This window comes from Micromonospora sp. AMSO1212t (assembly GCF_008868145.1).
Lineage (GTDB): Bacteria > Actinomycetota > Actinomycetes > Mycobacteriales > Micromonosporaceae > Micromonospora > Micromonospora tulbaghiae.
In genome coordinates this window covers 23071-47698 of the sequence record NZ_WBKS01000014.1, presented here as the reverse complement: position 1 = coordinate 47698, position 24628 = coordinate 23071, and the positions used below count along the sequence as shown (strand labels likewise).

Annotated in this window: 25 protein-coding genes; 13 read left to right on the top strand and 12 right to left on the bottom strand. The window is 74.7% G+C overall.

What is annotated here, in order from left to right; all coding sequences use genetic code 11:
- Positions 1-39: 39 nt before the first annotated feature.
- From F8279_RS06550 to F8279_RS06530, 5 genes are read right to left on the bottom strand one after another with little or no spacing between them, the layout of a single operon-like run.
- Positions 40-1530, bottom strand: a complete 1491-nt coding sequence (locus F8279_RS06550; protein WP_091424012.1) for a PfkB family carbohydrate kinase — start codon at positions 1528-1530, stop codon at positions 40-42.
- A complete protein-coding gene (locus tag F8279_RS06545) occupies positions 1527-2234 on the bottom strand; it encodes an SIS domain-containing protein (RefSeq protein ID WP_091424009.1) in 708 nt (235 codons plus the stop codon). Before F8279_RS06545 ends, F8279_RS06550 begins: the two co-directional genes overlap by 4 nt.
- The gene (locus tag F8279_RS06540) at positions 2234-3451 is read right to left on the bottom strand and encodes a glycosyltransferase (protein WP_091424004.1); all 1218 of its coding nucleotides are present in this window, start codon (positions 3449-3451) and stop codon (positions 2234-2236) included. Before F8279_RS06540 ends, F8279_RS06545 begins: the two co-directional genes overlap by 1 nt.
- Positions 3436-4410, bottom strand: coding sequence for a glycosyltransferase (locus F8279_RS06535; RefSeq protein ID WP_151499388.1), 975 nt, complete (start codon positions 4408-4410; stop codon positions 3436-3438). The genes F8279_RS06540 and F8279_RS06535 overlap by 16 nt, the downstream gene beginning before the upstream one ends.
- Complete coding sequence (locus F8279_RS06530; RefSeq protein WP_192580641.1) at positions 4407-5996, bottom strand: HAD-IIIA family hydrolase; 1590 nt, start codon at positions 5994-5996, stop codon at positions 4407-4409. The genes F8279_RS06535 and F8279_RS06530 overlap by 4 nt, the downstream gene beginning before the upstream one ends.
- A gap of 256 nt (positions 5997-6252) precedes the next feature.
- Here F8279_RS06530 and F8279_RS06525 point away from each other — a divergent pair, with 256 nt between their 5' ends.
- Both F8279_RS06525 and F8279_RS06520 read left to right on the top strand, forming a co-directional pair.
- Positions 6253-6699 (top strand): SRPBCC family protein, encoded by a 447-nt coding sequence (locus tag F8279_RS06525; protein ID WP_091423995.1) that lies wholly within the window; start codon positions 6253-6255, stop codon positions 6697-6699.
- Between the two features lie 90 nt (positions 6700-6789).
- On the top strand, positions 6790-7557 hold the full coding sequence (locus tag F8279_RS06520) for a polyprenol monophosphomannose synthase (protein WP_151499386.1): 768 nt from the start codon (positions 6790-6792) through the stop codon (positions 7555-7557).
- A gap of 532 nt (positions 7558-8089) precedes the next feature.
- Here the strand turns inward: F8279_RS06520 and F8279_RS06515 are convergent.
- Entirely contained in the window at positions 8090-9682 is a 1593-nt protein-coding gene (locus F8279_RS06515; protein ID WP_091423987.1) for an NAD(P)/FAD-dependent oxidoreductase, read from the bottom strand.
- A gap of 72 nt (positions 9683-9754) precedes the next feature.
- Between F8279_RS06515 and F8279_RS06510 the strand changes: the two genes are divergently transcribed.
- A complete protein-coding gene (locus F8279_RS06510; protein WP_091423982.1) occupies positions 9755-11188 on the top strand; it encodes an aldehyde dehydrogenase in 1434 nt (477 codons plus the stop codon).
- A 74-nt stretch (positions 11189-11262) separates the two neighbouring features.
- Here the strand turns inward: F8279_RS06510 and F8279_RS06505 are convergent, their stop codons facing one another.
- A complete protein-coding gene (locus tag F8279_RS06505) occupies positions 11263-11667 on the bottom strand; it encodes a ChaB family protein (RefSeq protein ID WP_091423977.1) in 405 nt (134 codons plus the stop codon).
- A 139-nt stretch (positions 11668-11806) separates the two neighbouring features.
- Here F8279_RS06505 and F8279_RS06500 point away from each other — a divergent pair, with 139 nt between their 5' ends.
- The 5 genes from F8279_RS06500 to F8279_RS06480 all read left to right on the top strand — a co-directional run bounded on the left by F8279_RS06500 (position 11807) and on the right by F8279_RS06480 (position 14566).
- Positions 11807-12838 carry a YihY/virulence factor BrkB family protein gene (locus F8279_RS06500; protein WP_151499385.1) on the top strand — a complete coding sequence of 344 codons (1032 nt, stop codon included), beginning with the start codon at positions 11807-11809 and terminating at the stop codon, positions 12836-12838.
- Between the two features lie 57 nt (positions 12839-12895).
- Complete coding sequence (locus tag F8279_RS06495; RefSeq protein ID WP_091423971.1) at positions 12896-13312, top strand: DUF2795 domain-containing protein; 417 nt, start codon at positions 12896-12898, stop codon at positions 13310-13312.
- Positions 13313-13368: 56 nt separating this feature from the next.
- On the top strand, positions 13369-13830 hold the full coding sequence (locus F8279_RS06490) for an SRPBCC family protein (RefSeq protein WP_091423965.1): 462 nt from the start codon (positions 13369-13371) through the stop codon (positions 13828-13830).
- A 99-nt stretch (positions 13831-13929) separates the two neighbouring features.
- Positions 13930-14190, top strand: coding sequence for a hypothetical protein (locus F8279_RS06485; protein ID WP_151499384.1), 261 nt, complete (start codon positions 13930-13932; stop codon positions 14188-14190).
- A 163-nt stretch (positions 14191-14353) separates the two neighbouring features.
- Entirely contained in the window at positions 14354-14566 is a 213-nt protein-coding gene (locus F8279_RS06480; RefSeq protein WP_018784964.1) for a hypothetical protein, read from the top strand.
- Position 14567: 1 nt separating this feature from the next.
- On the opposite strand, the gene F8279_RS06475 is transcribed toward F8279_RS06480, so the two are convergent.
- Positions 14568-15014 carry a hypothetical protein gene (locus F8279_RS06475; protein ID WP_151499383.1) on the bottom strand — a complete coding sequence of 149 codons (447 nt, stop codon included), beginning with the start codon at positions 15012-15014 and terminating at the stop codon, positions 14568-14570.
- Positions 15015-15177: 163 nt separating this feature from the next.
- On the opposite strand from F8279_RS06475, the gene F8279_RS06470 reads away from it, so the two are divergent.
- On the top strand, positions 15178-15540 hold the full coding sequence (locus F8279_RS06470) for a DUF6401 family natural product biosynthesis protein (protein WP_151499382.1): 363 nt from the start codon (positions 15178-15180) through the stop codon (positions 15538-15540).
- Between the two features lie 60 nt (positions 15541-15600).
- Here F8279_RS06470 and F8279_RS06465 read toward each other — a convergent pair whose 3' ends face one another.
- Positions 15601-16461: a hypothetical protein gene (locus F8279_RS06465; protein WP_151499381.1), complete on the bottom strand. Its 861-nt coding sequence runs from the start codon at positions 16459-16461 to the stop codon at positions 15601-15603.
- Between the two features lie 200 nt (positions 16462-16661).
- On the opposite strand from F8279_RS06465, the gene F8279_RS06460 reads away from it, so the two are divergent.
- The 3 genes from F8279_RS06460 (at position 16662) to F8279_RS06450 (ending at position 20896) form a co-directional block, all read left to right on the top strand.
- The gene (locus F8279_RS06460; RefSeq protein WP_151499380.1) at positions 16662-18818 is read left to right on the top strand and encodes a SpoIIE family protein phosphatase; all 2157 of its coding nucleotides are present in this window, start codon (positions 16662-16664) and stop codon (positions 18816-18818) included.
- A 9-nt stretch (positions 18819-18827) separates the two neighbouring features.
- Positions 18828-19505, top strand: a complete 678-nt coding sequence (locus F8279_RS06455; RefSeq protein ID WP_151499379.1) for an HAD family hydrolase — start codon at positions 18828-18830, stop codon at positions 19503-19505.
- 101 nt (positions 19506-19606) lie between these two features.
- On the top strand, positions 19607-20896 hold the full coding sequence (locus F8279_RS06450) for a sodium:proton antiporter (protein ID WP_091423938.1): 1290 nt from the start codon (positions 19607-19609) through the stop codon (positions 20894-20896).
- Between the two features lie 49 nt (positions 20897-20945).
- On the opposite strand, the gene F8279_RS06445 is transcribed toward F8279_RS06450, so the two are convergent.
- The gene (locus F8279_RS06445) at positions 20946-21932 is read right to left on the bottom strand and encodes an NAD(P)/FAD-dependent oxidoreductase (protein ID WP_192580640.1); all 987 of its coding nucleotides are present in this window, start codon (positions 21930-21932) and stop codon (positions 20946-20948) included.
- A 53-nt stretch (positions 21933-21985) separates the two neighbouring features.
- On the opposite strand from F8279_RS06445, the gene F8279_RS06440 reads away from it, so the two are divergent.
- Positions 21986-22210: a DUF3072 domain-containing protein gene (locus F8279_RS06440; protein WP_091424546.1), complete on the top strand. Its 225-nt coding sequence runs from the start codon at positions 21986-21988 to the stop codon at positions 22208-22210.
- Between the two features lie 2 nt (positions 22211-22212).
- On the opposite strand, the gene F8279_RS06435 is transcribed toward F8279_RS06440, so the two are convergent.
- Both F8279_RS06435 and F8279_RS06430 read right to left on the bottom strand, forming a co-directional pair.
- On the bottom strand, positions 22213-22713 hold the full coding sequence (locus F8279_RS06435) for a metallophosphoesterase (RefSeq protein ID WP_091423932.1): 501 nt from the start codon (positions 22711-22713) through the stop codon (positions 22213-22215).
- 82 nt (positions 22714-22795) lie between these two features.
- Complete coding sequence (locus tag F8279_RS06430; RefSeq protein WP_091423929.1) at positions 22796-24613, bottom strand: glycoside hydrolase family 15 protein; 1818 nt, start codon at positions 24611-24613, stop codon at positions 22796-22798.
- Between the last annotated feature and the right edge of the window lie 15 nt (positions 24614-24628).

The following is a 24628-nucleotide window of genomic DNA, read 5'->3' as shown; positions in this document are numbered from 1 at the left end:
CGGCGGGCGCGACCGCGCCTGGTCGGATGCGTCGCTCGTTCATCGTGCTCCCTTCGCCGTGGACCGGACCTGCGCGGCAGCCTCGGCCGGGTCGACCGGCGCGGCCGGCCAGCCGCCGCTGCCCCGCCCGGCCCGCGCCGCCGCGATCATGTCGGTGGTCGAGCGCCCGTCGAGGTACGGCACGACCACCGTGTGACCGCCCCAGCGGGCCAGGATCTCCGTCTCGGGCAGCGTCTCCGGGCCGCCGCCGCTGGCGTAGTCGCCGCCCTTGACCCAGATGTCCGGGCGCAGCCAGGACAGCGCCGCCTCCGGGGTCGGCTCGTCGAAGATCAGCACCGCGTCGACGCAGCCGAGCGCGGCGAGCAGCCGTCCCCGGTCGCCCTGCGGCACGACCGGGCGCTCCGGGCCCTTCAGCCCGGCCACGCTGGCGTCGGAGTTGAGGCAGACCACCAGGCAGTCGCCGAGCTGCCGGGCCGCCTGGAGCGTCGCCACGTGCCCGGCGTGCAGCAGGTCGAAGCAGCCGCCGGTGGCCACCACTGTCCCGCCGGCCGCGCGTACCCGGGCCACCACCTCGCCGGCCGCCCCGGCGCCGATCCGGTCCCCGCCGCCGGTGACCACCGCGGGGGCCACCGCCCGCACCGGTGCGGGCAGCGCGGCGGCCACGCCGCCCCCGGCCACGTACGCCGACGCCTCGGCGACCGCCTCCTGCACCGCCTCGGACACCAGCGCGCCCCGGGCCAGCGCCAGCGTCGCGGTGGCCGCGAACCGGTCGCCCGCCCCGCAGGTGTCCCCCTCGGCGGGCGGCGCCGGCACCACCAGGGGCGTGGAGCCCGCGTGGCTGAGCAGGGCGCCGTCCCCGCCGAGCGTCACCGCGACCGCGCGCGCCTGCCAGCGGCGGCGCAACGCGTGCGCGCTGCGCGACGCGACGGCCAGGCGGGAGCCGCCCGGCGGCGTCTTGGCCAGCTCGCGGGCCTCCGGCTCGTTCGGGGTGGCCAGGTGCACGCCGGGAACGGCGGCCGGCCCGCGCGGATGCGGATCCCACACCACCGGCGCCCGGGTGGCGGCCAGCGCGGCGCGCAGCGCCGGATGCCCCGCCACGCCCCGGCCGTAGTCGCTGACCAGCACCGCGGACGCGTCGGCGAGCAGCCGCAGCACGGCGTCGCTCGGCTGACCCGGCGCGCCGGCCGTCCCGCCCCGGTCGTGGCGCAGCAGCACCCGGCCGCGCGCCCGCAGCCGGACCTTCTCCGGGGTGGTGCCGGCGAGCGGAAGCGCGTACAACCGGACCCCGGCGGCGGCGAGCAGCGTGCCCAGCCGCGCCCCGCCCGCGTCGTCGGCGACGGCGGTGACCAGCGCGACCTCGGCGCCCTGCGCGGCGGCGAAGACGGCGGCCAGGCCGGCGCCGCCGGGACGGTCCACGGATACGGTCTCGTCCAGCACCGGCACCGGGGAGTCCGGGCAGAGCCGGTTCACCAGACCTTCGACGTCGCGGTCCAGCAGCGTGTCACCGAGCACCACCACCGGTCCCCTCATGCCGCGCCTCCCCGGCCGGCCGGCGCCGTCGGGTCCGGCTCGGTGAGATCCGGCTCGTCGACGACGACCTCGACGCCGGCGCGTACCGGCCCGGCCGCCGGCTGGGCGGCGAGCGCGGCGGGCAGCGCCAGTTCGACGTACTCGCAGAGCACGTGCGAGGCCACCAGGTGCAGTTCCTGCACCACCTGCCCGTCCGGCGAGTCGATCGCCAGGTGCTCGTGGCAGAGGTCGGCGAGGGGGTTGGGTGCGGGTCCGGTGAAGGCCCAGCAGCGTAGGCCGGTCTGGTGTGCGGCGTGGGCGGCGGTGAGGAGGTTGGTGCTGGTGCCGCTGGTGGTCATGAGGAGGAGGTGGTCGTGGGGTCGGCCGTGGGCGCGGACCTGCCGGGCGAAGGTTTCGTCGTATCCGTAGTCGTTGGCGATGGCGGTGAGGGCGCTGGTTTCGGCGTGCAGTGCGATGGCGGAGAGGGGTTGGCGGTCGTGGCGGAGTTTGCCGACGAGTTCGGCGGTGAGGTGCTGGGCTTCGGCGGCGCTGCCGCCGTTGCCCGCCACCAGCAGCCGGCCACCGGCGGCCAGCCGCTGCGCCAGTTCCGCACCCCAGCGGGCCAGCATCTGTTCCGCCTCCCGCAGCGGCAGCAGCGCGGCGGCCAGCAGGCTCAGGTGGTCCTCCAGCACCGTTGCGCCGGCGTCCGGCGTCCCGGCCGCCATCAGGCGACCACCCGGGTCGGGCGGCGCACGGTGGCCACCTCGCCGTACAGCTCGGTGAGGCGGTCCGCGGTGGTGGCCCAGGAGTAGCGGGTGCGGGCCCGTTCCAGCGCGGCGGTGGCGTAGGCGAAGCGGCGGATCCGGTCGCCGAGCAGGCCCCGGAGGGCCGCGCCGAGCGCGGCCGGCTCACGCGGCGGCACCAGGTCGCCGGTGCGTCCGGCAACCACCGTGTCGATCAGCCCGCCGACCGCAGTCGCGACCACCGGCACGCCGCAGGCCATCGCCTCCAGCGGGGTGAGCCCGAACGGCTCGTACCAGGGGGCGGCGACGAGCACGTCGGCCGACCGGTACCAGCGGCCCATCTCCTCCCGGGGGACCGCGCCGACCAGCCGTACCCGGTCTGCGACGCCGAGCGAGTGGGCCAGCGCGCGCAGGCGCAACGCGTACGGGTCGGTCTCCAGCAGCCCGGCCGGCGGCCCGCCCACGACCACGCACTCGGCGTCCGGCACCTCGGCGACGGCCCTGATGACGTCCTGGAAGCCCTTGCGCTCGACCAGCCGGCCGACGGTGAGGATGCGGGCCCGGCCGCCGTCGCGATCGGCGACCGGGCCGAGCGGGGAGAACGTCGTCAGGTTCACCCCCGACGGCACGACGGTCATCCGGGACCGGGGCACGCCCATCCGGACCAGTTCGGCGACCTCGTCCTGGCACTGGGCGACCACCCGGTCCACCGAGCGGCCCAGCTTCCGCTCGTGCTCGGCCCGGCCGGGTGGGCTGGTGTCCTGCACGCCCTGGTGGCGGCGCTTGACGGTGCCGAGCGCGTGGTACGTCTGCACCACCGGCACGCCGGCCCGGCGGGCCGCGGCGAGACCCGCCAGCCCGCTCATCCAGAAGTGCGCGTGCACCACCTCGGGCTGCCAGTCGCCGGTGCGCCACCGGTCGGCCAGCCACTGCCCGAACGCCGGCATGTACGGCAGCAGGTCGTCCTTGGCCACCGGTTCGGCCGGCCCGGCCGGTACGTGCACCACCTCGTACCCGTCCGGGGTGCGGACGCTCACCGGCAGGTCCACCGCGTCGAGCCGGGTGTAGACGCGCACGTCGTGACCGGCGGCCGTGAGCGCGGCGGAGAGCTCCGCGACATGCGTGTTCTGGCCACCGGCGTCCTCCCCGCCGAGGACGGCGAGCGGGCTGGCATGCTCCGAGATCATCGCGATGCGCATACTTCCTCCTCCAGCAGCCGGTCCCAGTCGGCGAGGAATCGCTCCAGGCCGTAGCGGTCCCGGGCGGCGGCCCGGGCCACAGCGCCCGCCCGGCGGGCGGACTCCGGTTCGTCCAGCAGGCCACGGGCGGCGTCGACGAGCGTGTCGACGCGGGTGGACAGCGCGCCCGCGGCAGGCGGCACCGCTTCCACCGCTTCGGTGGTGGCCAGTGCCACCACGGGCATGCCCATGGTCATGGCCTCGATGAGGCTGAGGCCGAGTGAGGTCCAGCGGCACAGGTGCAGGTACGCGCGCCGTTTGGCGAGTTCGGCGTGCATGGCGTGCTGGGGCACGTCGTCGTGGCTGGTCAGCCGGTCCTCGGGCAGGCCGAGGTGGGCGGCGAGACCGTCCACCTTCATCCCGTAGACGTCCAGCGGCGCCAGCGCGGCGAACCGGGCGAGCAGGTCGGTGCCGGTGACGCGCCAGCGGCGTACCGGCTCGTTGATCACGACGGCGAGGCGGTCGAGTTCCCCGGTCCACTCCACGTTCGGTGGTACGACGCCGTGGTCGACGACTGTGGTGCGGGTGCCGCCGTTGTCCCAGAACAGTTCGTTGAACGCGGTGACGTGGGTGAGGAGCAGGTCGTCGCGGTCGGCCATGGGGTGGCGGGTGTTCGGCACGTCGCCTTTCGGGGTGTTGTGCTCGACGTAGATCGCCGGCACGTCGCGGCCGGGTCGGCGGCCGAGCCACTCGGCTGCCAGGTCGAGTTCTTCCGGGCGTTGCAGGATCACCAGGTCCACGTCGGTGTGGCGCAGATCCTCGGGAGTGACCTCCATGGCGCTGTCCGGCCACGGGTAGGTGCGGGCGCGGCCCAGCCCGTACGGGCCGCGATCGGGGGTGACCGGCACCAGGTAGCGGTGCTTGCCGTGCACGAAGGACGTCGTCCACGACCCGTGGACGTGCCACAGCAGGATTTTCATCCGGCCACCCCGCCCGCGACCGGTGCCGGCACGCCGATCAGCCGCAGCGCCTCCAGCACCCGCCCCGGCTCGACCGCCGACAGGCACGGGTGCCCGGGAACCGGGCAGACGGTGGCACGGGTGTCCCGGCAGGCGGCGCCCGCGTCACCGAGCCGTACGGTCGGCACCCGGTACGGCCCCCACTGTCCGAACGGCACTGTCGGGGCGAACAGGCTCACCACCGGCACACCGAGTGCCGCGGCCAGGTGCGCCGGCCCGGTGTTGCCGACCACCAGCGCGCCGGCTCCGGCGATCACCGCCGCCAGGTCGTCCAGCCCGGTCCGCCCGCCCAGGTCGACGCCGCCCGCCGCGGCGACGCGCGCGGTCAGCTCCCGCTCGTCCGGCCCGCCGGTGACCACGACCCGGTATCCGGCGGCGCCGAGCACGCGGACCACGCGGGTGGCCAGTTCCTCCGGGCAGGCGCGGGTCTCCACCGAGGATCCCGGGTGCAGGACCACGTAGCCGGGCGCCCCGGCCTCGGCCGCGGGCGGCGGAAGCCGGTCGGTGCGGATGCGCAGCGCCGGTTCGTCGTGGCCGGGCAGCGCGAAGCCGGCTGCGGCGGCGAGGGACAGGGCGCGTTCGGGTTCAGGTACGCCGGCCGGGACGCGGTGGCGTACGTCGAGCAGGCTGCCGGGGTAGTCGTCGCTGATGGCGCTGATCCGGTGTACGCCGGCCAGGCGTAGCAGCAGGGCCAGGGGCAGGGCGGACTGGTGGAAGGAGGTGAACACGACCGCCTCGTCGGCGCGTACCGCGGCGAGCCGGTCGGTCAGCGCGCGCACGGCGCCGGGGTCGACCGGCGGGGCGGGCGCGTCGATCCACGGCAGCGGCGCCTCGATGATCTCGTCCACGCCGGGTAGCAGCTCGGCGGCGGCCCGGCCGCGTGGCCCGCACAGCAGCACCACCCGGGCCGCGCCGGCCGCGACCGCCCGGATGCCCGGACCGGTCACCAGCACGTCGCCCGCCGCGTCGCTGCGCACCACCAGCACTGTGCCCCGGCGCGACCGTCCCGCGGGCTGCGGCGCCGCCGTCAGGCGCATCCGGGCCAGCACGATGCCCACCGCGTCCGGCAGGTCGGCGGCGACGGTGGGCGCGGCGGCCACCTCGGCGGCCCGGGTGGCGGGCGTGGGCACCATGATCGCGGCGGCGCCGGCCGCGGCGGCGGCTGCCGTGTCCGCGCCGATGTCCCCGATCAGTACGCACCGGGTCGGCGTGGTCCCGAGCGCGGCCGCGGCTTCGTGCACCAGCCCGGGCGCGGGCTTGCGGCAGGCGCACCCGTCGGCCTCCGCGTGCGGGCAGATCGCCCAGTGGTCGAAGGGCCCGAGCAGCTCCTCCACCCGGGCGTTGACAAGGCGCAGGTCGTGCGCCGTGAAGCAGCCCCGGGCGAGACCGGACTGGTTCGTCACCACCGCCAGTCGCAACCCGGCGGCCCGCAACCGGTCCAGCGCCTCCCGGGCGCCGGGCACCGGTCGTACCTTCTCCGGGTCGCCGTTGTACGGCACGTCCTCCACCAGCGTGCCGTCCCGGTCCAGCAGGACGGCGTCGTACAGGCCGGACGGGAACCGGTCAGCACCCGGGTCAACCCGGGCTGACCTGCACTGATCCCGCTCCTGGTCCCGTCGCACGGGCGGCGGGTTCCCGAGGCCCCGAGGAGTAAACGTCGACGTCGGCGCCAGGCGTCCCCGCCGGTGCCGCACGACCGGTGCACGCCCTGCCACGACCTGCCCGGTCCGGCGATACCCGCCGCCCCGCAGAAGCTAACCCGTCCGCCGTTAGCGACCGCCCTCACCGGGGTACCGCTCGGTGATGGCGGTTGTGGAGAAGGTGATCGACGCGCCCCCGGAGCAGGTCTTCGAGGTGCTCGCGGACGGGTGGACGTACAGCGACTGGGTGGTGGGCACCGCGCACGTGCGGGACGTGGACGACACGTGGCCGCGCGTCGGCAGCAACCTGCACCATCGGGCCGGGCCCTGGCCGTTCTCGCTCCAGGACAAGTCGACGGTGCTGGAGTGCCAGGCGCCCCACCGGTTGGTGCTGCGCGCGGGGCTGTGGCCGGCCGGCGAGGCGATCGTGGCGTTCGCCCTGGAACCGCTGGAGGGCGGCAGGACCCGGGTGACCATCGGCGAGGACTTCGCCGCCGGTCCGCTGCGATGGGTCCGGACCAAGCTCAACGACCTGGTGCTGCATCTGCGCAACCGGGAGACGCTGGCCCGGCTCTCCGACATCGCGACGAGGCAGAAGCCGGAGCGGTGATCGATCGGTGGCGGGGCGTCTGTGCGGCCGCCGCCCGAGGGACTGGCTACCCTCTCAGGTGAACCTGTCGGCTGACCGAGGATGTCCGTGATGATCGAACCCGTGCAGTTACCCTCCCCGTGGGGGGATGCGCGCCTGACCGTCGTCGTTCCGACCTACAACGAGGCGGGCAACCTCCCGGTGCTGGTCGAGCGCCTCCTCGCGCTGCCGCTGCCGGGGCTGAAGGTGCTGGTCGCCGACGACAACTCCCCGGACGGCACCGGTGAGGTCGCCGACAAACTGGCCATCGAGCACCCGGAGCGGGTGATGGTGCTGCACCGCCCGGGCAAGGAGGGTCTCGGCCGGGCGTACGTGGACGGCATCGGACGGGCGCTCGACGACGGCGCGGACTTCGTCGCCCAGATGGACGCCGACCTGTCGCACCCGCCGGAGGCGCTGCCCGGGATGCTCGGCGCGCTGCTGTCCACCCAGGCTTCGGTGGTCATCGGCTCGCGCTACGTGCCCGGCGGTGAGCTGGACGAGAACTGGCCGCTGTACCGGCGCGCGCTCAGCGGCTGGGCCAACCTCTACGTGCACACGCTGCTGCGGGTACGCATCCGCGACCTGACCGCCGGGTTCAAGATCTGGCAGGCCGATGCGCTGCGCGCGATCGGGCTGGACCGGGTCCAGTCGAACGGCTACAGCTTCCAGGTGGAGATGCACTACCTCGCCACCAAGCTCGGCCACACGATCCTCGAGGTGCCGATCCGCTTCGAGGAGCGCCGCGACGGCGACTCGAAGATGACCACCGCCACGAAGATCGAGAGCGCGCTGATGCCGTTCAAGCTGCGCAGCCGGCACCGCAACCTCGACTCCTGACCGCTCCCGCACTTCATCGCGCCCTCACGCCGCGTCACCGTAACCGCGCGTGAGGGCGCGTTCATCCGGCCACATCGCCCGTCGCCGCCTTTGCTCTGCAGCCATCGACGCAGCACCGCTCTGAGCAGGGGCGCTCGCCGGACCCCCGCCGTGCCGCAAACGCACGCTTGGCACGGCGCGTAACCGATGCCTACAAGGCTGCAGAGCAAAGGCGGCGGTGCGGTCATCCCGCCGGGGCGGTGCCGGACACTGAGCGTGCCCCACCTGAACGGCCGCCGACCGAGCGAGTGCGAGCGACCCGGTCAGCCGATGCACCGCGAGCGCCTCGCCCCAGCCAAGCCCGTAGATCTTGGTAGGAAACAGCCCCTCTGGGGGCACTTTCCTACCAAGATCTCTGGCGCTCCCGGGATGTGGGCTGCTGTCTCGTGCGCCGGGATCGTCCGGCCCGTCGGCGAGGTCGCCGGGTGTTCCGCAGTTGGGGCGGGCGGCGGTCAGCCTCGGCGGGAGCGGCGGTGGTGGAGATGCGGTCGGGTCAGCGGTAGACGGTGCGGTGGGCGGCGGCGATCGTCCGGGCGTACACCGGGCCGGTGACGGCCCGGTCGCGGGCCAGCGCGGCCCGCGCCGCGTTCGCCCCCGGCGCACCGTGGACGCCGCCGCCGGGGTGCGCGGAGGCGCTGGCCAGGTAGAGCCGGTCCACCGGGGTGTCGGCCCGGCCCAGGCCGGGGATCGGCCGCAGGAACAACTGCTGGTACGCCGCGGCCGTGCCGCCGCCGAGCGCTCCCCCGACCAGGCTCGGTTCGGCGGCCTCCAGGTCGGCCGGGCCGGCCACGTGCCGCCCGACGATCGACGCCCGGAAACCGGGCGCCGCCGCCTCCAGCACCTCCTCCATCCGCTCCACGTGCCCCGCCACCTCCTCGGCCCGCCAGTCCCGGCGGAACGGCAGATGGGTGTAGGCCCAGAGCGACTCGGTGCCGGGCGGTGAGTGGCTCGGGTCGGCCACCGACATCTGCCCCACCAGCAGGAACGGATCCCGCGGCAGCTCGCCGCGGGCCAGCTCGGCCGCGTACGTGGTGAGGCCGTCGAGGTCTGCGCCCAGGTGCACGGTGCCGGCACCGGCCAGGTCGCGGTTCTTCCACGGCACCGGCGCGGACAGCGCCCAGTCGACCTTGAGCGTGGAGCCGTCCCACTTGAAGTGCGCCAGGTCCTCGACCATCCGGGGCGGCAGCGCCGCCGCGCCGACCAGATCGAGGAAGAGCGCCGGCGCGGGCACGTCGGCGAGCACCGCGCGCCGGGCCCGCCAGTCGGTGCCGCCCGCGGTGCGTACGCCCATCGCCCGGCCCCGGGCGGTGAGCACCCGCTCCACCCGGGCGCCGTACGTGATCCGCCCCCCACGCTCGACCAGACGGGTCACGAGCGCGTCGGTGATCCGCTGGGCGCCGCCGACCGGCACCGGCCAGCCGACCTGCTGGCCGAGCATGGCGAGCAGCCAGCCGTACACCCCGGAGCCGGCCTCCTCCGGGGACAGGTCGGTGTGCAGGGCGCAGCCGGCCAGCAGCACCGTGCCGCCCTCGCCCTCGAACAGCTCGGCGCCGAGCTTGCGGACCGGGAGCACGAGGCGGCGCGCGAGCCGGAGCGCCCCGCCGACCCGGAGTTGCCGCAGCAGGCCCAGCCCGCCGCGTACCGGCGGGAACGGGGTGGTGATGGTCTGCAGCATCGGCTCGGCGACCTGGCACCAGTCGGCGTACGCGTGCCGCCAGCGCTCCCCGTCGCCGGGCGCGAACGCCTCCAGCGAGGCGGCGGTGACGTCGAGGTCGCGGTTGACCACGGCCGCCCGCCCGTCCGGGAGCAGATGCGCCAGCACGTCCGGCGCGTGAGTCCAGGACAGGCCGTGCCGTTCCAGGTCCAGCCCGTCGAGCACCGGGGAGGCGTAGCCGAGCGGGTAGAAGGAGCTGTAGAGGTCGCTGAGGTAACCCGGCGCGGTCACGTACGCGGAGCGGACGGCTCCGCCGGGCGCCTCGGTGGCCTCCAGGACCTCGACGTCCCAGCCGGCGTCCACGAGCAGGTTCGCGGCCACCAGCCCGTTGTGTCCGGCCCCGATGACGACGGCGTCTGCGGTGGAGGTCATCGGATCCGCCTACCCGGCCGGTCACCGGGCGAAACGCGTTTGTCCCGCCCAGGCCGGGGCAAGCACGGCCGCATGTACACGGTTGCGCAGCTCATTGGTGGAGTGTGGGGCGCCGGCGGCGAGGGCGGCGAGATGGTCGTCCACGATCCGGCGGACGGGTCGCCGGTGACGCGGGCCCCGGTGGCCACCGCCGACGAGGTGGCCAAGGCGGTGGAGGCGGCGCGGGGCGCGGCGGCGGAGTGGGCGGCGACCGCACCCGCGGAACGGGCCGCGGCGCTGCACCGGGCGGCGGACGCGGTCGAGGCGGCGGCCGGGGAGCTGGCCGAGGCGACCACAGCGGAGATGGGCAAGCCGCTCGACGACGCGCGGGGCGGGGTGGCGGCGGGCGTCGGCACGCTACGACAGTACGCCGAGCTGGCACCGGTCCGGGGCGGCCGGACGCTGCACGGCGGCCACGACGCGCTGGATTTCATGGCCCCCGAGCCGCGCGGCGTGGTCGCCGCGATCACCCCGTGGAACGACCCGGTGGCGGTGTCCTGCGGACTGCTCGGCGCGGCGCTGGTCACCGGCAACGTGGTGGTCTACAAGCCGAGCGAGCGGACCCCGGCGACCGGCTGGCTGCTGGCCCGGGCGCTGGACTCGGCGTTGCCGGCCGGGGTGCTGTCGCTGCTCACCGGCGGCGGCGAGGTGGGTGCCGCGCTCGCCGGGCAGGAGCTGGACGTGATCGCCCACGTCGGTTCCACGGCCACCGGCCGGGCGATCGCCGCCGCGGGCGCGCGCACCGGGGCGAAGGTGCTGCTGGAGAACGGCGGCAGCGACCCGCTCGTGGTCGACGCGGACGTCGACCCGGTCTGGGCGGCCGAACAGGCGGCGCTGGGCTGCTTCGCCAACGCCGGTCAGATCTGCGTGGCGGTGGAGCGGATCTACGTGCACCGCGATGTCGCCGAGGGTTTCGTCGACGCGCTCGTGGCGCGCGCCGAGGCGCTCACCGTGGGCCCCGGCCGTGACGCGGGCACGCAGCTCGCGCCGCTCGTCGACCGGCGGCACCGGGACCACGTGCACGGGCAGGTCACCGCCGCACTCGCCGACGGGGCCCGGGTACGCACCGGCGGCGTGCTGCCCGACGGGCCCGGCGCGTTCTACCCGGCAACGGTGATCGAGGGCTGCCGCCACGACATGGCGCTGGTCCGCGAGGAGACGTTCGGGCCGGTCGCCCCGGTGGTGGTCGTCGACTCGTTCAGCGAAGGGCTGCGCTGTGCGGCCGACTCCCCGTACGGCCTGGCCGCCACCGTGCTGACCGGCTCGATGAGCCACGCCCAGCGCGCCTGGCGGGAACTGCCGGTCGGCACCGTAAAGATCAACTCGGTGTTCGGCGGGGCGCCCGGCGGCGCGGCCCAGCCGCGCCGGGGCAGTGGTCAGGGCTTCGGGTACGGCCCGGAGCTGCTGGACGAGTTCAGCAGCGTGAAGGCGGTGCACCTGGAGGCGCCGGGCGGCGGCCACTGGTGAGAGCGTACGACTGAGGCCGGACGACCCGAGCCCGGGACCGCATCGGTCCCGGGCTCGACGCGTACCCCCAGGGTTCAGCGACCCCCGCGGGCCTTGCGGGTCGCGTTGTTGTTGGCCTTCTCGATCGCCTCGACCAGTTCCGGTTTGGTCATCCTGGACCGGCCGCGCACGTCCAGCTTCTTCGCCACCTCCATGAGGTGGTCCTTGGTGGCGTTGGCGTCCACCCCGCCGGCCGTCTTCGCGCGCCGGGCCGGGCCGCCGCCCTCGGCCTGCTTGTCGCTGGGCCCCTTGCGGCCCTTGGGCTCCCAGTGGTCACCCACCTTCTCGAACTCGTGCTTGACCGCGGCGAAGGCGGTGCGGTGCGCCCGCTCCCCCTCGCCGTACGTCTCGACCGCCGAGTCGTGCGTCTTCTCCCAGGTCCGCTGCGCCTTCGCCGGGGAGCGCCGCAGCGTGCTGGGCAGTACCTCGCGCCCGGGCATCTCGTCCTCCTGGAGTCTCGATCGGGTGTCTGGTGTGGTTCCCGCCCGCCCGGCGGGCAAACCGGCACCCGGTTTGTCGATTTCCCCCCGGGGGTACCGCCCGCCCACGCCCGGTGGCACGGGCCTGGAGGAGGCGGACATGACCGTGACGACACCCCAGACGGCCGGCGGCCGGACGCGGTCCCGTCTCCCCCGGCGGATCCGTCAGCTCAACTGGCGTACCTGGCGGGGCGTGCTGGTGCGCAGCGGCAAGGGTTTCGTCACCGACAACTGCGCCGACTGGGCGGCGGCGCTCACCTACTACGGGGTGCTGGCGCTGTTCCCGTCCACGATCGTGGTGGTCGCACTGGTCGGCCTGGTCTCGGACGGCCCGCGCACCGTCGACACCGTGATCGACCTGGCCCGGGAGATCGGCGCCGGCTCGGTGGTCGGCAACGACGCGTTCGTGGGCGTGGTGCGCAACGTGGTCGAGCAGCAGGGTTCGGCGAAGGTGCTGCTCAGCTTCGGTCTGCTCGGCGCGCTCTGGTCCGCGTCCGGATTCATCGGCGCGTTCACCCGCGCCTCCAACGCCATCTACGGGGTGCGGGAGGGCCGGCCGTTCTACCGGCTACGTCCGTTGCAGATCGGCATGGCCGCGGTGACGATCGTGCTGCTCGCGGTGGTGGCCACCGGGCTGATCGTCAGCGGCCCGGTCACCGACGCGGTCGGCGACCTGCTGCACGCCGGTGCGGTGGCCCGCACGACGTGGTCGGTGGCGAAGTGGCCGCTGCTCGCGGTGGTCGCCATGACACTGCTGTCGCTGCTGTTCTGGATCGCGCCGAACGTGCGCCAGCCGCGGTTCCGCTGGCTCACCCCGGGCGGCGCGCTCGCGCTCGTGGCCTGGGTGCTCGCCTCCTTCGGTTTCGGCCTGTACGTGGCCAACTTCGGCTCGTACGACGTCACGTACGGCAGTCTCGGCGCGGTCATCGCGTTCCTGGTGTGGCTCTACCTGTCCAACTGCGCGTTGATGCTCGGCGTCCAGGTGAACGCCGAGCTGCAACGCGGGCGGGCGATGCAGGCCGGGGTGGAGGAACCGGACGACCCGGTGCTGCCGCCGCGCGCCCCGGCCGACGAGGACAAGGCAGAGAAGGCGGACGGGGAGAAGACGGCCGACCGGTTGCCGCCCGGATGACCGGCTCCCCCGGCCGGCGCCGGTTTACCGGCGGCCCCCCGGGGCATCTCCCAAGGTATGGAACGTGGCAGCAGCAAGCACTCGCCCAGGGTCGACGACCAGATGAGCAGCGAGGTCAGCGGTCTCGTCCAAGGCGCCGGCACCGGCGGTTCGCGGGCCGAGGAGTTCCGGGTCCCGGAGCCGGCCGGCGAGGACCAGCCGGAGGCCACCACGGCGCCGGCCGGGGAGCTGCGCAGCGGCGCGCCGCAGGGCATGAGCTCCGAGGACGTCGAGGCGCGCAGCCGTCTGGGGCGGTTCATCACGATGACCGCCCTGCCCGGCGACCGGGAGGCGCTGCTTGCCAACGCGCGGGAGAACGAGGCGCCGGCGGACATCGTCGCCGCCCTGGAGACCCTGCCCGAGGGCACCCGTTACCAGACGATCTCCGAGGTGTGGGCCGCCCTCGGGCACAGGAACGAGACGACGCGCTGGTGAGCGGGCCGGCCCACGGCCCGTACGAAGACACCCAGCGGAACAGGAGGAACCCCGACATGAGCGGCGTTACCGAGCACGTGGACGTTGACGTACCGATCCGGACCGCGTACGACCAGTGGACCCAGTTCGAGGAGTTCCCGCACTTCATGGAGGGCGTGCAGGAGGTCCGGCAGCTCTCGGACACGATGACCCACTGGACCGTCGAGATCGCGGGCGTGAAGCGCGAGTTCGACGCCGAGATCACCGAGCAGCTGCCCGACGAGCGGGTGGCCTGGCGCTCCACCGGGGGCACCCAGCAGGCGGGCGTGGTGACCTTCCACCGCCTCGACGAGGGGCACACCCGGGTCACGCTCCAGATGGAGTTCGAGCCGCACGGCGTGGTCGAGAAGGCCGGCGACAAGCTGGGCGTGGTCGACCGGCGCGCCAAGGGCGACCTGGACCGGTTCAAGCAGTTCATCGAGCGACGCGGTCAGGAGACGGGCGCCTGGCGCGGCGCGGTCGACCGGCCGACCCCCTGATCCATCCCCCGTACCCGAGTTTCGATGGCCGCCGGCGATGCCGGCGGCCATCGCCGTGCCCGGCCGTTTGCGGTCATCCGGTCCGGGTACCGCAGGGGAATGACCGACAACGACCGCCAGTGGCGCGACGAGGACCGTACTCCCCTGCACGAGCTGGACCAGGCCATCGCCCGGTCGGCCATGGACGGCCAGGGCGACGACGTCACCGCCAACGACGCCGGCGAGGAGGCCGCGTTCGGCCACGGCCCGGAGGCGGTGGACCGGGGCGCCGGCCCGGAGGCCGAGCGCCGTGAGATGACCGACGCGGACCGGGCCTACCGGCCGTCGACGATCGGGCGGACCGGCCCGGACAGCATGTGATTCCGCCGGCTGCGGGCATCCGTGCCGATGCCCGCAGCCGCCGGATTCATGCTCGGCCGAAACGACAAAAAGTGCGGTACGGACAGCCGGAAAAACGGACAGCCCATCTAGAATCGGCCGAACGGCTGACGGCACTCCCCCTGATGCGCGCAAGACTTTCGGGATGCAACAGGGCTCCGGTTTCCTCTCCAACCGTCAGCGCAAGCTCGCCTGGCTGGGCTTCCTGCTCGCCGCGATCCAGGCTCCGGTCTCCGCCCGGTTCACCGAGGACAGCTCCTGGCTGTTCAGCCTGGTGGTGGCGCTGATGGTCGCGACCGTGATCATCGCCGACGACGGCGCCCGCCGCCGCCCGGCCGAAGCCCGCTCCTCCGACTGAGTCAGCGCGTGCCGGGGCGCGCCTCGTGCCCCGCCACCCCCCGGCTGCGGCGGCGCTCCTTCATCTCCGCCTCGTAGAGGTGCCGCCGGCCCTCGACCAGCTCGTCGCGGGCCTGCCGGTCCAGCTCCCGGAAGAGCGCGTAGTACCCGTCGTCGAAGTCCTCGACGATCTGGAACGTCCACCGCCCGGCGATGACGTTGCGGCCGAGCAGTTCCCTGTCGATCCGCCCGGCGAGCGCCGGATGACCGGCGGAGCGGAACATCTCCACCGCGTCGTCGAGCATCAGGTCGGCGTGGCCGATGAGCTGGTGCAGCTCGTACAGGTGGCCGCGGGCCCGCTCGACGCACTCCAGGGCCTCGCTGAGCTTGCCCAGCGCCTCGACCGTGGCGTCACTCACTCCGTCCGGGCGCCGGTGTGCCCGGTCCGGTCCGTCGGCCCGCTGTCCCATCGTGTCCCTCCGTGGCCCCGATCGTGTGGTCTGCGTACCGGACTTCTGCCCCCGCACGGGCGACTCAATCCCGGCGGAGGAGGCGACCGCTCCCCCGGACGACCCGGGCATCCGCCGCTCGGCCGAGGTCGGCCCCCGGTGACCGGCGATAGCCTCGGACACCATGCGCGTGCCGAACAACCGGGTCGCGACCCGCTCCGCGGCGGTGGCCGCGCGGTCGACCCTCACCACGCTTACCGCCGCCGTCGGCACCGCCGGCCTCGCCGCGGCCCACGCCAACCCCGGGCTGCTCGCCGAGGTCGACCAGCACGCGGCGGGGGTGCGCGACAGCCTCGACGGCGACCGCCGCCCGCTGACCGTGGCGGCGCTCGCCGGGTACGCCGAAGGGCTCCGCGACGCGGCGTCGGAGCACGGGTGGACGCCACCCGCGGAGTCTGTGGACTGGTCCGAGCCGGACTGGGTGCTCACCCGCCTGCTCGCGGTCTGCCTGCTGGCCCGCGGGCTGGACCCGCGTCACCTGGCCTGACCCGGAGACGGCTACGGGGCGCCCGCGATCGCCCCGCGGACACCCCGTCACCCGTTGCCGTCAGCCGCCCGGCCGACGGAACTGCTGCGTCTCGTCGCCCGCCTCGCCGGAGCGGTACGTGGCCGCGCCCGACATGGACGACTGCTGCGCCGCCGGCGCGGGCTGCCCGCCCCGGTCGGCCATCCGGCGTTCGTAGTCGCCCCGGCCGGCCTGCTGGGCCTGCCGCTGCTCCCGGAACGCCCGGGACTCCTCCGAGGCCCGGTGCAGCCACCCGTCCCAGCGGTCCTGCATCGGCTTGACCAGACCACCACCGACACCGATGATCAGGATGCCGGCCACGGTGGCGAGGAACGCCACCAGCACCGGTGTGGTCACCGTGGTGGCGATGCCCACCTGGTTCAGCGCGGCGATCACGCCGAGCGCCAGGATGAAGATCGCCGTCACGTCGGCCAGCACGCGGCCGTACGAGAGCCCGCCGAGCGCGCCGGACACCAGGTCCCGGACGGCGTTGGCGATGGCAGCCGCGATCACCACGATCACGATCGCCACGAAGGCCCGCGGCAGCCAGGACACCACCCCGCGGATCAGGTCGCTGATCGCGTTCGGTCCCCACACCCCGAAGGCGAACTGCAGGGTGAACAGCAGGACCGCGTAGTAGGCCAGTTTGGCCAGGATGTCGCTGGCGTCGTACTTGGTGCGTTCCAGGGCCCGTTTGATGCCGCCGCGCTCGACGGCGCGGTCGAATCCGACCCGTTCCAGTGCCGCGTCCACAATTTTGAGGACGGCTCGGGCGATGAGCCAACCCACGACGAGGATCGCGATGAACGCGATCGCCCGCGGTACGAAGAGCAGCACCGACCTCCAGAAGTCGGTCCAGGCCGCACTGATGTCGACCTGGCCGACCGCGAGGGTTTTCGGCATGATGTCCCTCCTGTCGCGTGAACTGCGCCGCCCGCATACCCAGTGGTCTGGGCAGCACGCCGGACCGAACCGGGGCAATTTCCCGACATGCCCCACCGAACCGACCCTGACCTGCCCGAACGTCCACGCCGACCGGTGCCGGCACCCGCCACGGACGCATGATCGGAACCCGCCTGCCACGCTCCGGTTAGGCTGCGGTCATGCCAGGCACCGTCGGTCGGGTTCCCACACCGTCCGCCCCCGCACCGGGAGCGCCCACCGATCCCGTCGTCGGCGGGCGGACGGCCGGGGCCGCCCACCCCTGGGCCGGCACGCCGCTGGGCGCCCCGCACACCTGGGATCCCGCGGTACGCGCCGTGACGGAAGTGGTGCTCGCCTCCCCCGTGCCGATGGCCCTGCTCCTCGGCGACGACCTGGTGGTCTTCTACAACGACGGGTACGCCGAGCTGATCGGCGACCGGCACCCGGACGCGCTGGGCCGGCCGGCGGCCGAGGCGTTCGCCGAGGTGTGGCGCGACCCGGGCGCCGGCGAGGCGCTGGAACGGGTCTACCGGCACGGCGAGCCGTTCCTGCAACGAGAGGCGGTACTGCCGGCCGACCGGCAGGGCCCGGCCGAGCCGGCCGTGTTCACCCGGGGCCACTGCCCGGTCCGCGACTCCGCCGGCCGCATCGTCGGCGTGCTCACCGTCTCGGCGCAGACCACCCAGCTGACCCAGCAGTTGCAAAGCCTGAGCGACTTCGCGGCGGCGCTGGCCGGCACGCTCACGCTCGACGACGTGGCGCGGGTGACGCTGCGCTACTGTCTGCACTCCTTCGACGCCGACCGGGTGTCCTTCGCGGTGGACGAGGGCAGCGCGTGGCGGCTGGTCCGCCGTATCCGCGGCGAGCTGCTCGACGAGGCCGACGAGCGGCTGCCCCCGCTGTGGCGCCGGATGCCCGCCGAGTCGCCGCTGCCGGCCGTGGTGACCGCGCGCAGCGGCGTGGCCTCGTTCACCGCCGACGGGCAGCCGCTGCGCGGCGTCGCGGCCGACCGGCACGACGAGAAGATCCGCGCGCTGGCGGCGCTGCCGCTGCGTACCACCGCGGTCCGAGGCTCGCTCACGGTGGGCTACCGGACGCCGCGTCCCTGGTCCCCGGCCGAACGGGCGCTGCTGACCGCGTCCGCGGAGCTGGTCGGCCAGGCCGCCGAGCGGGCCCGCCGCTTCGAGACCCAGCACGGCACCGCCCAGATGCTGCAGCGCAGCATGCTGCCGGAACGGCTGCCGGACCTGCCCCGGCTGCGCATCGCCGCCCGCTACGACCCGGGCGTGGACGGCAACGCGGCCGGCGGCGACTTCTACGACGCGTTCCTGCTGCCCACCGGCGCGTTGGGCGTGGTGCTGGGCGACGTGGCCGGGCACGACGTGCAGGCCGCCGCACGGATGGGCCAGGTACGCGCCGCGCTGCGCGCGCTCGCCCTGGTCGACTCCCGCCCGGACGCGGTGCTCGACGGCCTGGACCGGCTGGTCAGCAGCCTCGGTGTCGAGGGCGGCACCCAGGAGCTGTTCGTGACAGTGGTCTTCGGCGTGGTCGAGGCGGACCGCGAGCTGATCACGCTCGCCAGCGCCGGTCATCCCGCGCCGCTGATCCGGCGCGCCGGACCCGACGCGGCGGTGGCCGAGTTCGTCGACGTGCCGCCCGCCCCTCCGCTGGGCCTGGGTGGTGGGCGGGCGCGTACCGCCACCGTGCCGTTCCGCCCGGGCGACACCCTGCTGCTCTACAGCGACGGCGTGGTGGAGCGGCGCTGGCAGGACCTGGCCGCCGGGATGGCCGGGCTGGGCGCGGCGGTGACCGGGGCGGCCGGCGGCGATCCGCGCGCGCTCTGCGCGGTGGCGACCGCCTCGGTGCCGGGCGCCACCGAGGACGACGTGGCGGTGCTCGCGGTGGAGTACGCGGTGCGCCCCAGCCGGTCGGCGAGCATGGAGGTGCCGGCCGAGCCGACCGCGCCGAGCCGGGTCCGGCACTGGATGACCGCGCAGCTCGGCGAGTGGCACGTGCCCGAGGCGGTGATCGGCGCGGCGGTGCTGTGCACGAGCGAGCTGACCACGAACGCGCTGCTGCACGCCGGCACCGCCGCCCGGGTCGAGGTCGACCTGTCCGCCGAGCGGTTGCTGGTGTCGGTGGCCGACTCCGGCACCCGCGGTCAGGTCACCCGGGCGCAGACCGACACGCTCAGCAGCCGGGGCCGCGGGCTCGGCCTGATCGAGGAGCTGAGCGACGCCTGGGGCACCGACCCGACCGTCCGCGGCTCGACTGTGTGGTTCGAAATCCTCATTCCGGCTGGCGGGGCGCGCGTCGGCGACGCCCCGGCCGGGTAGGAGCCCGACATGAGCGACGACAAGCGCCGCGGTGTCCTCTTCGACGTGGACGGCACCCTGGTCGACACGACGTACCTGCACACGGTGAGCTGGTGGGAGGCGCTGCGCCAGGCCGACCACCGGGTGCCGATGGCGCGGATCCACAGGTCCATCGGCATGGGCTCGGACAAGCTCCTCGACCACCTGCTGGGGGCGGAGCGGGACCGGGACGCCGACGGCCGGCTGCGCGACGCGCACGACGCGCTCTACGGCGAGTACTGGGAGCGGCTCGCGCCGCTGCCCGGCGCGCGGGAGCTGCTGCGTGCCTGCGCGGAGCGCGGGCTGCGGGTGGTGCTCGCGACCTCGGCCGCCGAGCACGAGGTCACCGCGCTGCGCGCCGCGCTGGACGTGGACGACGTGATCGACTCGGTCACCTCGTCGGCCGACGCGCAGGAGAGCAAGCCGGCGCCGGACATCCTGGTCGCCGCGCTGGACCAGTCGGGGCTGACCGCCGAGCGGGTGGTGTTCGTCGGCGACTCGGTCTGGGACGTGGCCGCCGCCGGCAAGCTGGACATCCCCTGCATCGGCCTGACCTGCGGCGGCACCGGCCGGGCTGAGCTGGCCGGGGCGGGCGCGGTGGCGGTCTACGACGACCCGGCCGCGCTGCTGGAGGCCCTGCCGGAAAGCGCCATCGGCACGCTCGCTTGACCGGCCGGTCAACCGGCGGGCACGCGCAGGCTTAGCCGGGCCCGCTTCGGGGCACTGCTGGACTCCACCGCCCGGCCTACGGGCGACGGAAGGGTGGCGCCGTGGAACCGGTCGATGTCGCGTTCGCTCTGCTGGGCGTCGGTGCGCTGCTGGCCGGGGTGCTTCCCCGGGTGCTGGAGAGACGGCCACTGTCGATGCCCATCGCGTTCCTCGGGCTCGGCATGCTCGTCTTCGTGCTGCCCACCGGTCTGCCCACACCGGACCCGCTGCGCTGGCCCGAGCTGACCACCCACCTCACCGAGGTCGGGGTGATCGTCGCGCTGATGGGCGCCGGCTTGAAGATCGACCGTCCGCTGAGCTGGTCCCGCTGGTCGTCGACCTGGCGGCTGCTGGCGATCGCCATGCCGCTGTGCATCGCCGCGGTGGCGCTGCTCGGCTGGTGGTGGGCCGGTCTGGTACCGGCCGCGGCGCTGCTGCTCGGCGCGGCGCTCGCCCCCACCGACCCGGTGCTCGCCTCCGACGTGCAGGTGGGCGAACCGACCGATGTGGAGGACTCGGAGGACGAGGTGCGCTTCGCGCTCACCTCGGAGGCGGGCCTCAACGACGGACTGGCCTTCCCGTTCGTGTACGCGGCCATCGCGATCGCCACCACCGGACTCGCGCCGTCCGGCTGGCTGGGCGAGTGGTTCGCCGTGGACGTGCTCTACAAGCTGGCCGCCGGGGTGGGTGGCGGGCTGCTCGTCGGCTGGCTGCTCGGCAAGCTGTTCTTCCGCGCCCCGAGCAAGCTGCGGCTGGCCAAGCACTCCGAGGGCTTCCTCGCGCTGGCCGCGACGTTCCTCGCGTACGGGCTGGTCGAGGTGATCGGCGGGTACGGCTTCCTGGCCGTGTTCGTGGCCGCCCGCGCGATCCGGGCCGCCGAGCGTACGCACGAGTTCCACTCCGTGCTGCACGACTTCGCCGAGCAGGTGGAGCGGCTGCTCACGGTGCTGTTGCTGCTGCTGTTCGGCGGTGCCGTGATCGGCGGGCTGCTCGCGCCGCTGACCTGGCCGGCCGCGCTGGCCGGGCTGGCCCTGGTGCTGGTGATCCGGCCGCTGGCCGGGTGGCTGTCGCTGCGCGGAGCGCCCGGCAAGCCGGCCGAGCACTGGGTGATCTCGCTGTTCGGCATCCGGGGCGTCGGCTCGTTCTACTACCTGGCGTACGCCACCAGCAAGACCGACTTCCCGCAGGCGGATCTGGTCTGGGCCACTGTCGGTCTCGTGGTGGTGGTGTCGGTGGTGGCGCACGGCATCGCCGCGACACCCGTCATGCAGTTGCTGGACCGGGAGGGCGAACGCACCGGCGAGGACACGCGGGCCGGGTCGGCGGCGCAACCCGTGGGCGCCACCGGCTGAGCGTCCGGGCGGCGACCCGGATCAGGCCAGCGACCGGCGGGGGTCCGGATCAGGCCAGCCGGGCGGCGAGCGCGCGGCCCAGGTCCCGGCCGGACCGCCAGGCGGTCTGCACCCGTGGGCGGCCGAACGCGTCACCGGCCAGGCCGATTCCGTCGTCGTCCAGGTGGAACATGGCACCCCCGGCGAGCGCCGCCGGGGTCGCGTACGTCCAGCGGTGCACGTGGGCCCACACGGTCGGCTCGGGCAGTGCGAACAGGTCGCGGACCGCCTGCTCGATCGCCGGGCGGGCGGCGGTGGGCTGGAGCAGGTGCCCGGCGGCGAACGCGGCGGTGGTGTGCGCGACGAGCACCGGCGCGCCGTCGCCGCGCCGGTCGCCGTCGTCGCAGACCAGGCTGAGCACGGGATGGTCGTTGACGAACGCGCCCCGGAAGTCCGGCCAGCGGCGGGCCGGGAAGTGCAGCACCCCGCTCAGCGCCGCCGACCAGCGCTGCGCGGCCACCGCCCGGGTGGCCTCTGCCAGCGCCGGATCCAGCAGCAGCGCGGCCTGCGGGCCGGGCATGGCGAGCACGACCGCCTCGGCCTCGGTGCCGTCCACCCGGGGGCCGGGCTCGACGCTCATCACCAGCCGGTCGTGCGTCACCGGCAGGTCGCCGGCCAGGTGCTCGACGAGTGAGCGCAGCCCGCGCGGGGCGGCCCAGCGCATCGGGCCGGCGACCTCCTGGCGCCCGCCCGGCCCGTACGCGACGAGCGTGTCGGTCCACTCCCGCGCCAGCCCGGCGGCCCGCCACCGGTCGACCACGGCGGCGAAGTCCGGGTCGTCCACGGTGAAGTACGCGGCGCCCAGGTCGGCCGGGCGGCCGTCGAAGCGCTTGCTGGCCATCCGCCCGCCGGTGACCCGGGCCCGTTCGCGTACCCGCACCGGGACGCCGGCCCGCGCCAGCTCGGTCGCGCACGCCACCCCGGCGATGCCCGCACCGACCACCACCACGCCCGTCCGATCCGCCGTCACCAGGTGATCGTAGGCGGCGGGCGGCATGAACCCGCCGAGCCTGGGGTAGTGGTACACCTGTTCGAGGAGAGGTGATCGACATGGCCGACCGCAACAACGCCAGCGGCAGGAACGTGAACCCGGACGCCGCCGTCAAGGACCCGGACGACTGGGTCACCGGCGACGAGCCGCCCACCGCCGCCCAGGAGTCGTACCTGCACACCCTGGCCCAGGAGGCGGGCGAGCCGGTGCCGGAGGGCCTGACCAAGGCCGAGGCGTCCCGGCGGATCGACGAGCTCCAGGCGGAGACCGGCCGGGGCCGCTGAGGTCAGCGCGGGGGCAGGCGGTGCAGCTCGACCCGGTCGAGCCGCCCCGCCGCCACCCGGGCGGTCAGGTACGTGGCGTACGGCTGCGCCCGCCGGTCGGTGGGTGAGCCGGGGTTGAGCAGCCGCAGGCCGCCCGGGGCGACACTGTCCCACGGGATGTGCGAGTGCCCGAAGACGAGCAGGTCGCAGTCGCCGTACGCGGCGGCGCAGCGCTCCTCGCGACGGGTCTTCGGGCCGGTCTCGTGCACGACGGCGACCCGCAGGCCGTCCAGCTCGACGCGGGCCACCTCGGGCAGCCGGGCGCGCAGCGCCGGCCCGTCGTTGTTGCCGTACACCCCGACCAGCCGGCGCGACCGCTCCTCCAGCGCGTCCAGCAGCGCCACGTCCACCCAGTCCCCGGCGTGCACGACGACATCCGCGGCCTCCACCGCCCCCCACAGCGGCGCGGGCAGATCCCGCGCCCGCTTGGGCACATGCGTGTCGGCCATGATCACGAGTTCCACACCCCCATCCTCCCCCACTCCCTCCCTGCACCGTCGATCATGAAGTTGGCGGCACTCAGGGAGATCGACTTCGCCGTCAACCTCATGATCGACGGGAAGAGGTGGCGGGGCGGCGCTCGGCGGCGGCGCGGGCGGCGGCGTCAGTGATCCGGCCGGCGGCGACGATCAGGCCGATGTGTGAGTACGCCTGCGGAAAGTTGCCCACCTGCTCGCCGGTGTCCGGGTCGATCTGCTCCGCGTACAGGCCGAGGTCGTTGGTGCGGGCGGCGAGGCGTTCGACCAACCGCCGCGCCCGGTCCAGTTCCCCCGCCTCGGCCAGGCAGGCGGCCAGCCAGAACGAACAGATCACGAACCCGGCCGGGTCGCCGTCCCAGCGGCGCAGCAGCCCGTCGCGGGACAGCCGCCGCTCCAGCACGTCCATCGTGGCGCGCATCCGGTCGTCGTCCGCCGGGAGAAAACCGACGAGCGGCATGACCAGCACCGAGGCGTCCAGGTCGTCCGAGCCGAACGCCCCGGTGTACGCGCCGACCCGCTCGTTCCAGCCGTGGGCGAGCACCGCCGCCCGTACCTCGTCGCGTGCGGAGGCCCAGCGTGCCACGTCGGCGGGCTCGCCGATGCGGGAGCCGAACCGCACCGCCCGGTCCAGCGCGGTCCAGCACTCCACCTTCGACGACACGTAGTGCCGCTCCGGGCCGCGCCCCTCCCACATCCCCGCGTCGGGCCGGTGCCAGCCGCGCTCGGCCTGGTCGGCGAGCGTCCGCAGCAGATCGCGGACCTCCGGTGACATGGGGTCGAGGTAGTACCGCATCAGCCAGGCGGCGTCGAGCACCTCGCCCAGCACGTCGTTCTGCCGCTGCCGCCAGGCGTCGTTGCCGACGAGCACCGGCCGGCTGTGCTCGTACCCGGCCAGGTGGTCGAGGTCGTGCTCGGTCAGGTCCCGCTCCCCCTCGACGCCGTACATGATCGGCACCGGCTCGTCGCCGATCCGGCCCATCGCCCGGGCCACCCAGGTGAACTGCCGGTCCGCCTCGTCCGGACAGGCCGCCCGCCAGAGCGCCTGGAGGGTGAGGCTGAAGTCGCGCAGCCACACGTAGCGGTAGTCGTAGTTGCGGTCGCCGCCGAGCCGCTCCGGCACCGACGTGGTGGCCGCCGCGACGACAGCACCGCTGGGCGCGTAGGTCATCCCCTGCACCGCGAGCGCGCTGCGCCGCACCTCGTCGCGATACTCGCCCTGGTAGTCGTGCAGCGCCGACCAGGACCGCCAGCCGGCGATTGTCTCGGCCACCACCTCGGCGGCGTCGGGCAGCGCCGGTTCGCCGCCGGCGTACGTCGGGGCGTACCCGAGGGTGAAGCGGTGGGTGCTGGCGGCGCGGGCGGTGAACCGTCCCGCGGCGGCCCCCTCGGCGATGGTCAGCGGGACGTCGGCGCGCAGCTCCAGCCGGCAGGCGCCGGCCGTGGCGGCCACCACCCCGTCACGTTCGGTGAGGTAGGCGCCTACCCGGCCGTACTCGAAACGCGGCGCGTACTCGACGCGCATCGGCACCTCGCCGGTCAGCCCTTCGACCAGCCGGGCGAGCACCCTCGGCGAGCGCATCCCGATGTCGTGACCGCGCGCGCCGGGCTCCAGCGCCAGCGCGTCGGTGACGGCGACCGTGCCGGTCGCCGTGGTGAAGACGGTACGCAGCACCAGCGTGTCGTCCAGGTAGGACCGGCTGCTGGTGGCCGGGCCCTCGGGACGGATGCTCCAGTGGCCGGCGTCCTCGTCGAGCAGGCGCCCGAACACCGACGGCGCGTCGAACCGGGGCGGGCACCACCAGTTGACCGCGCCGTCCCGGTCGACCAGGGCGGCGCTGCGCCCGTCGGCGAGGAACCCGTGCTCGCTGATCCGTCGGGTCGGCACGACTGTGGCTACCCG

Coding starts and splice junctions, on each gene's coding strand:
- F8279_RS06475 (WP_151499383.1), bottom strand. CDS start 15,014: ATGGGACAGCGGGCCGACGGACCGGACCGGGCACACCGGCGCCCGGAC.
- F8279_RS06520 (WP_151499386.1), top strand. CDS start 6,790: ATGATCGAACCCGTGCAGTTACCCTCCCCGTGGGGGGATGCGCGCCTG.
- F8279_RS06545 (WP_091424009.1), bottom strand. CDS start 2,234: ATGGCGGCCGGGACGCCGGACGCCGGCGCAACGGTGCTGGAGGACCAC.
- F8279_RS06490 (WP_091423965.1), top strand. CDS start 13,369: ATGAGCGGCGTTACCGAGCACGTGGACGTTGACGTACCGATCCGGACC.
- F8279_RS06470 (WP_151499382.1), top strand. CDS start 15,178: ATGCGCGTGCCGAACAACCGGGTCGCGACCCGCTCCGCGGCGGTGGCC.
- F8279_RS06485 (WP_151499384.1), top strand. CDS start 13,930: ATGACCGACAACGACCGCCAGTGGCGCGACGAGGACCGTACTCCCCTG.
- F8279_RS06455 (WP_151499379.1), top strand. CDS start 18,828: ATGAGCGACGACAAGCGCCGCGGTGTCCTCTTCGACGTGGACGGCACC.
- F8279_RS06460 (WP_151499380.1), top strand. CDS start 16,662: ATGCCAGGCACCGTCGGTCGGGTTCCCACACCGTCCGCCCCCGCACCG.
- F8279_RS06510 (WP_091423982.1), top strand. CDS start 9,755: ATGTACACGGTTGCGCAGCTCATTGGTGGAGTGTGGGGCGCCGGCGGC.
- F8279_RS06495 (WP_091423971.1), top strand. CDS start 12,896: ATGGAACGTGGCAGCAGCAAGCACTCGCCCAGGGTCGACGACCAGATG.
- F8279_RS06440 (WP_091424546.1), top strand. CDS start 21,986: ATGGCCGACCGCAACAACGCCAGCGGCAGGAACGTGAACCCGGACGCC.
- F8279_RS06465 (WP_151499381.1), bottom strand. CDS start 16,461: ATGCCGAAAACCCTCGCGGTCGGCCAGGTCGACATCAGTGCGGCCTGG.
- F8279_RS06505 (WP_091423977.1), bottom strand. CDS start 11,667: ATGCCCGGGCGCGAGGTACTGCCCAGCACGCTGCGGCGCTCCCCGGCG.
- F8279_RS06515 (WP_091423987.1), bottom strand. CDS start 9,682: ATGACCTCCACCGCAGACGCCGTCGTCATCGGGGCCGGACACAACGGG.
- F8279_RS06535 (WP_151499388.1), bottom strand. CDS start 4,410: ATGAAAATCCTGCTGTGGCACGTCCACGGGTCGTGGACGACGTCCTTC.
- F8279_RS06540 (WP_091424004.1), bottom strand. CDS start 3,451: ATGCGCATCGCGATGATCTCGGAGCATGCCAGCCCGCTCGCCGTCCTC.
- F8279_RS06525 (WP_091423995.1), top strand. CDS start 6,253: ATGGCGGTTGTGGAGAAGGTGATCGACGCGCCCCCGGAGCAGGTCTTC.
- F8279_RS06500 (WP_151499385.1), top strand. CDS start 11,807: ATGACCGTGACGACACCCCAGACGGCCGGCGGCCGGACGCGGTCCCGT.
- F8279_RS06445 (WP_192580640.1), bottom strand. CDS start 21,932: ATGCCGCCCGCCGCCTACGATCACCTGGTGACGGCGGATCGGACGGGC.
- F8279_RS06480 (WP_018784964.1), top strand. CDS start 14,354: ATGCAACAGGGCTCCGGTTTCCTCTCCAACCGTCAGCGCAAGCTCGCC.
- F8279_RS06550 (WP_091424012.1), bottom strand. CDS start 1,530: ATGAGGGGACCGGTGGTGGTGCTCGGTGACACGCTGCTGGACCGCGAC.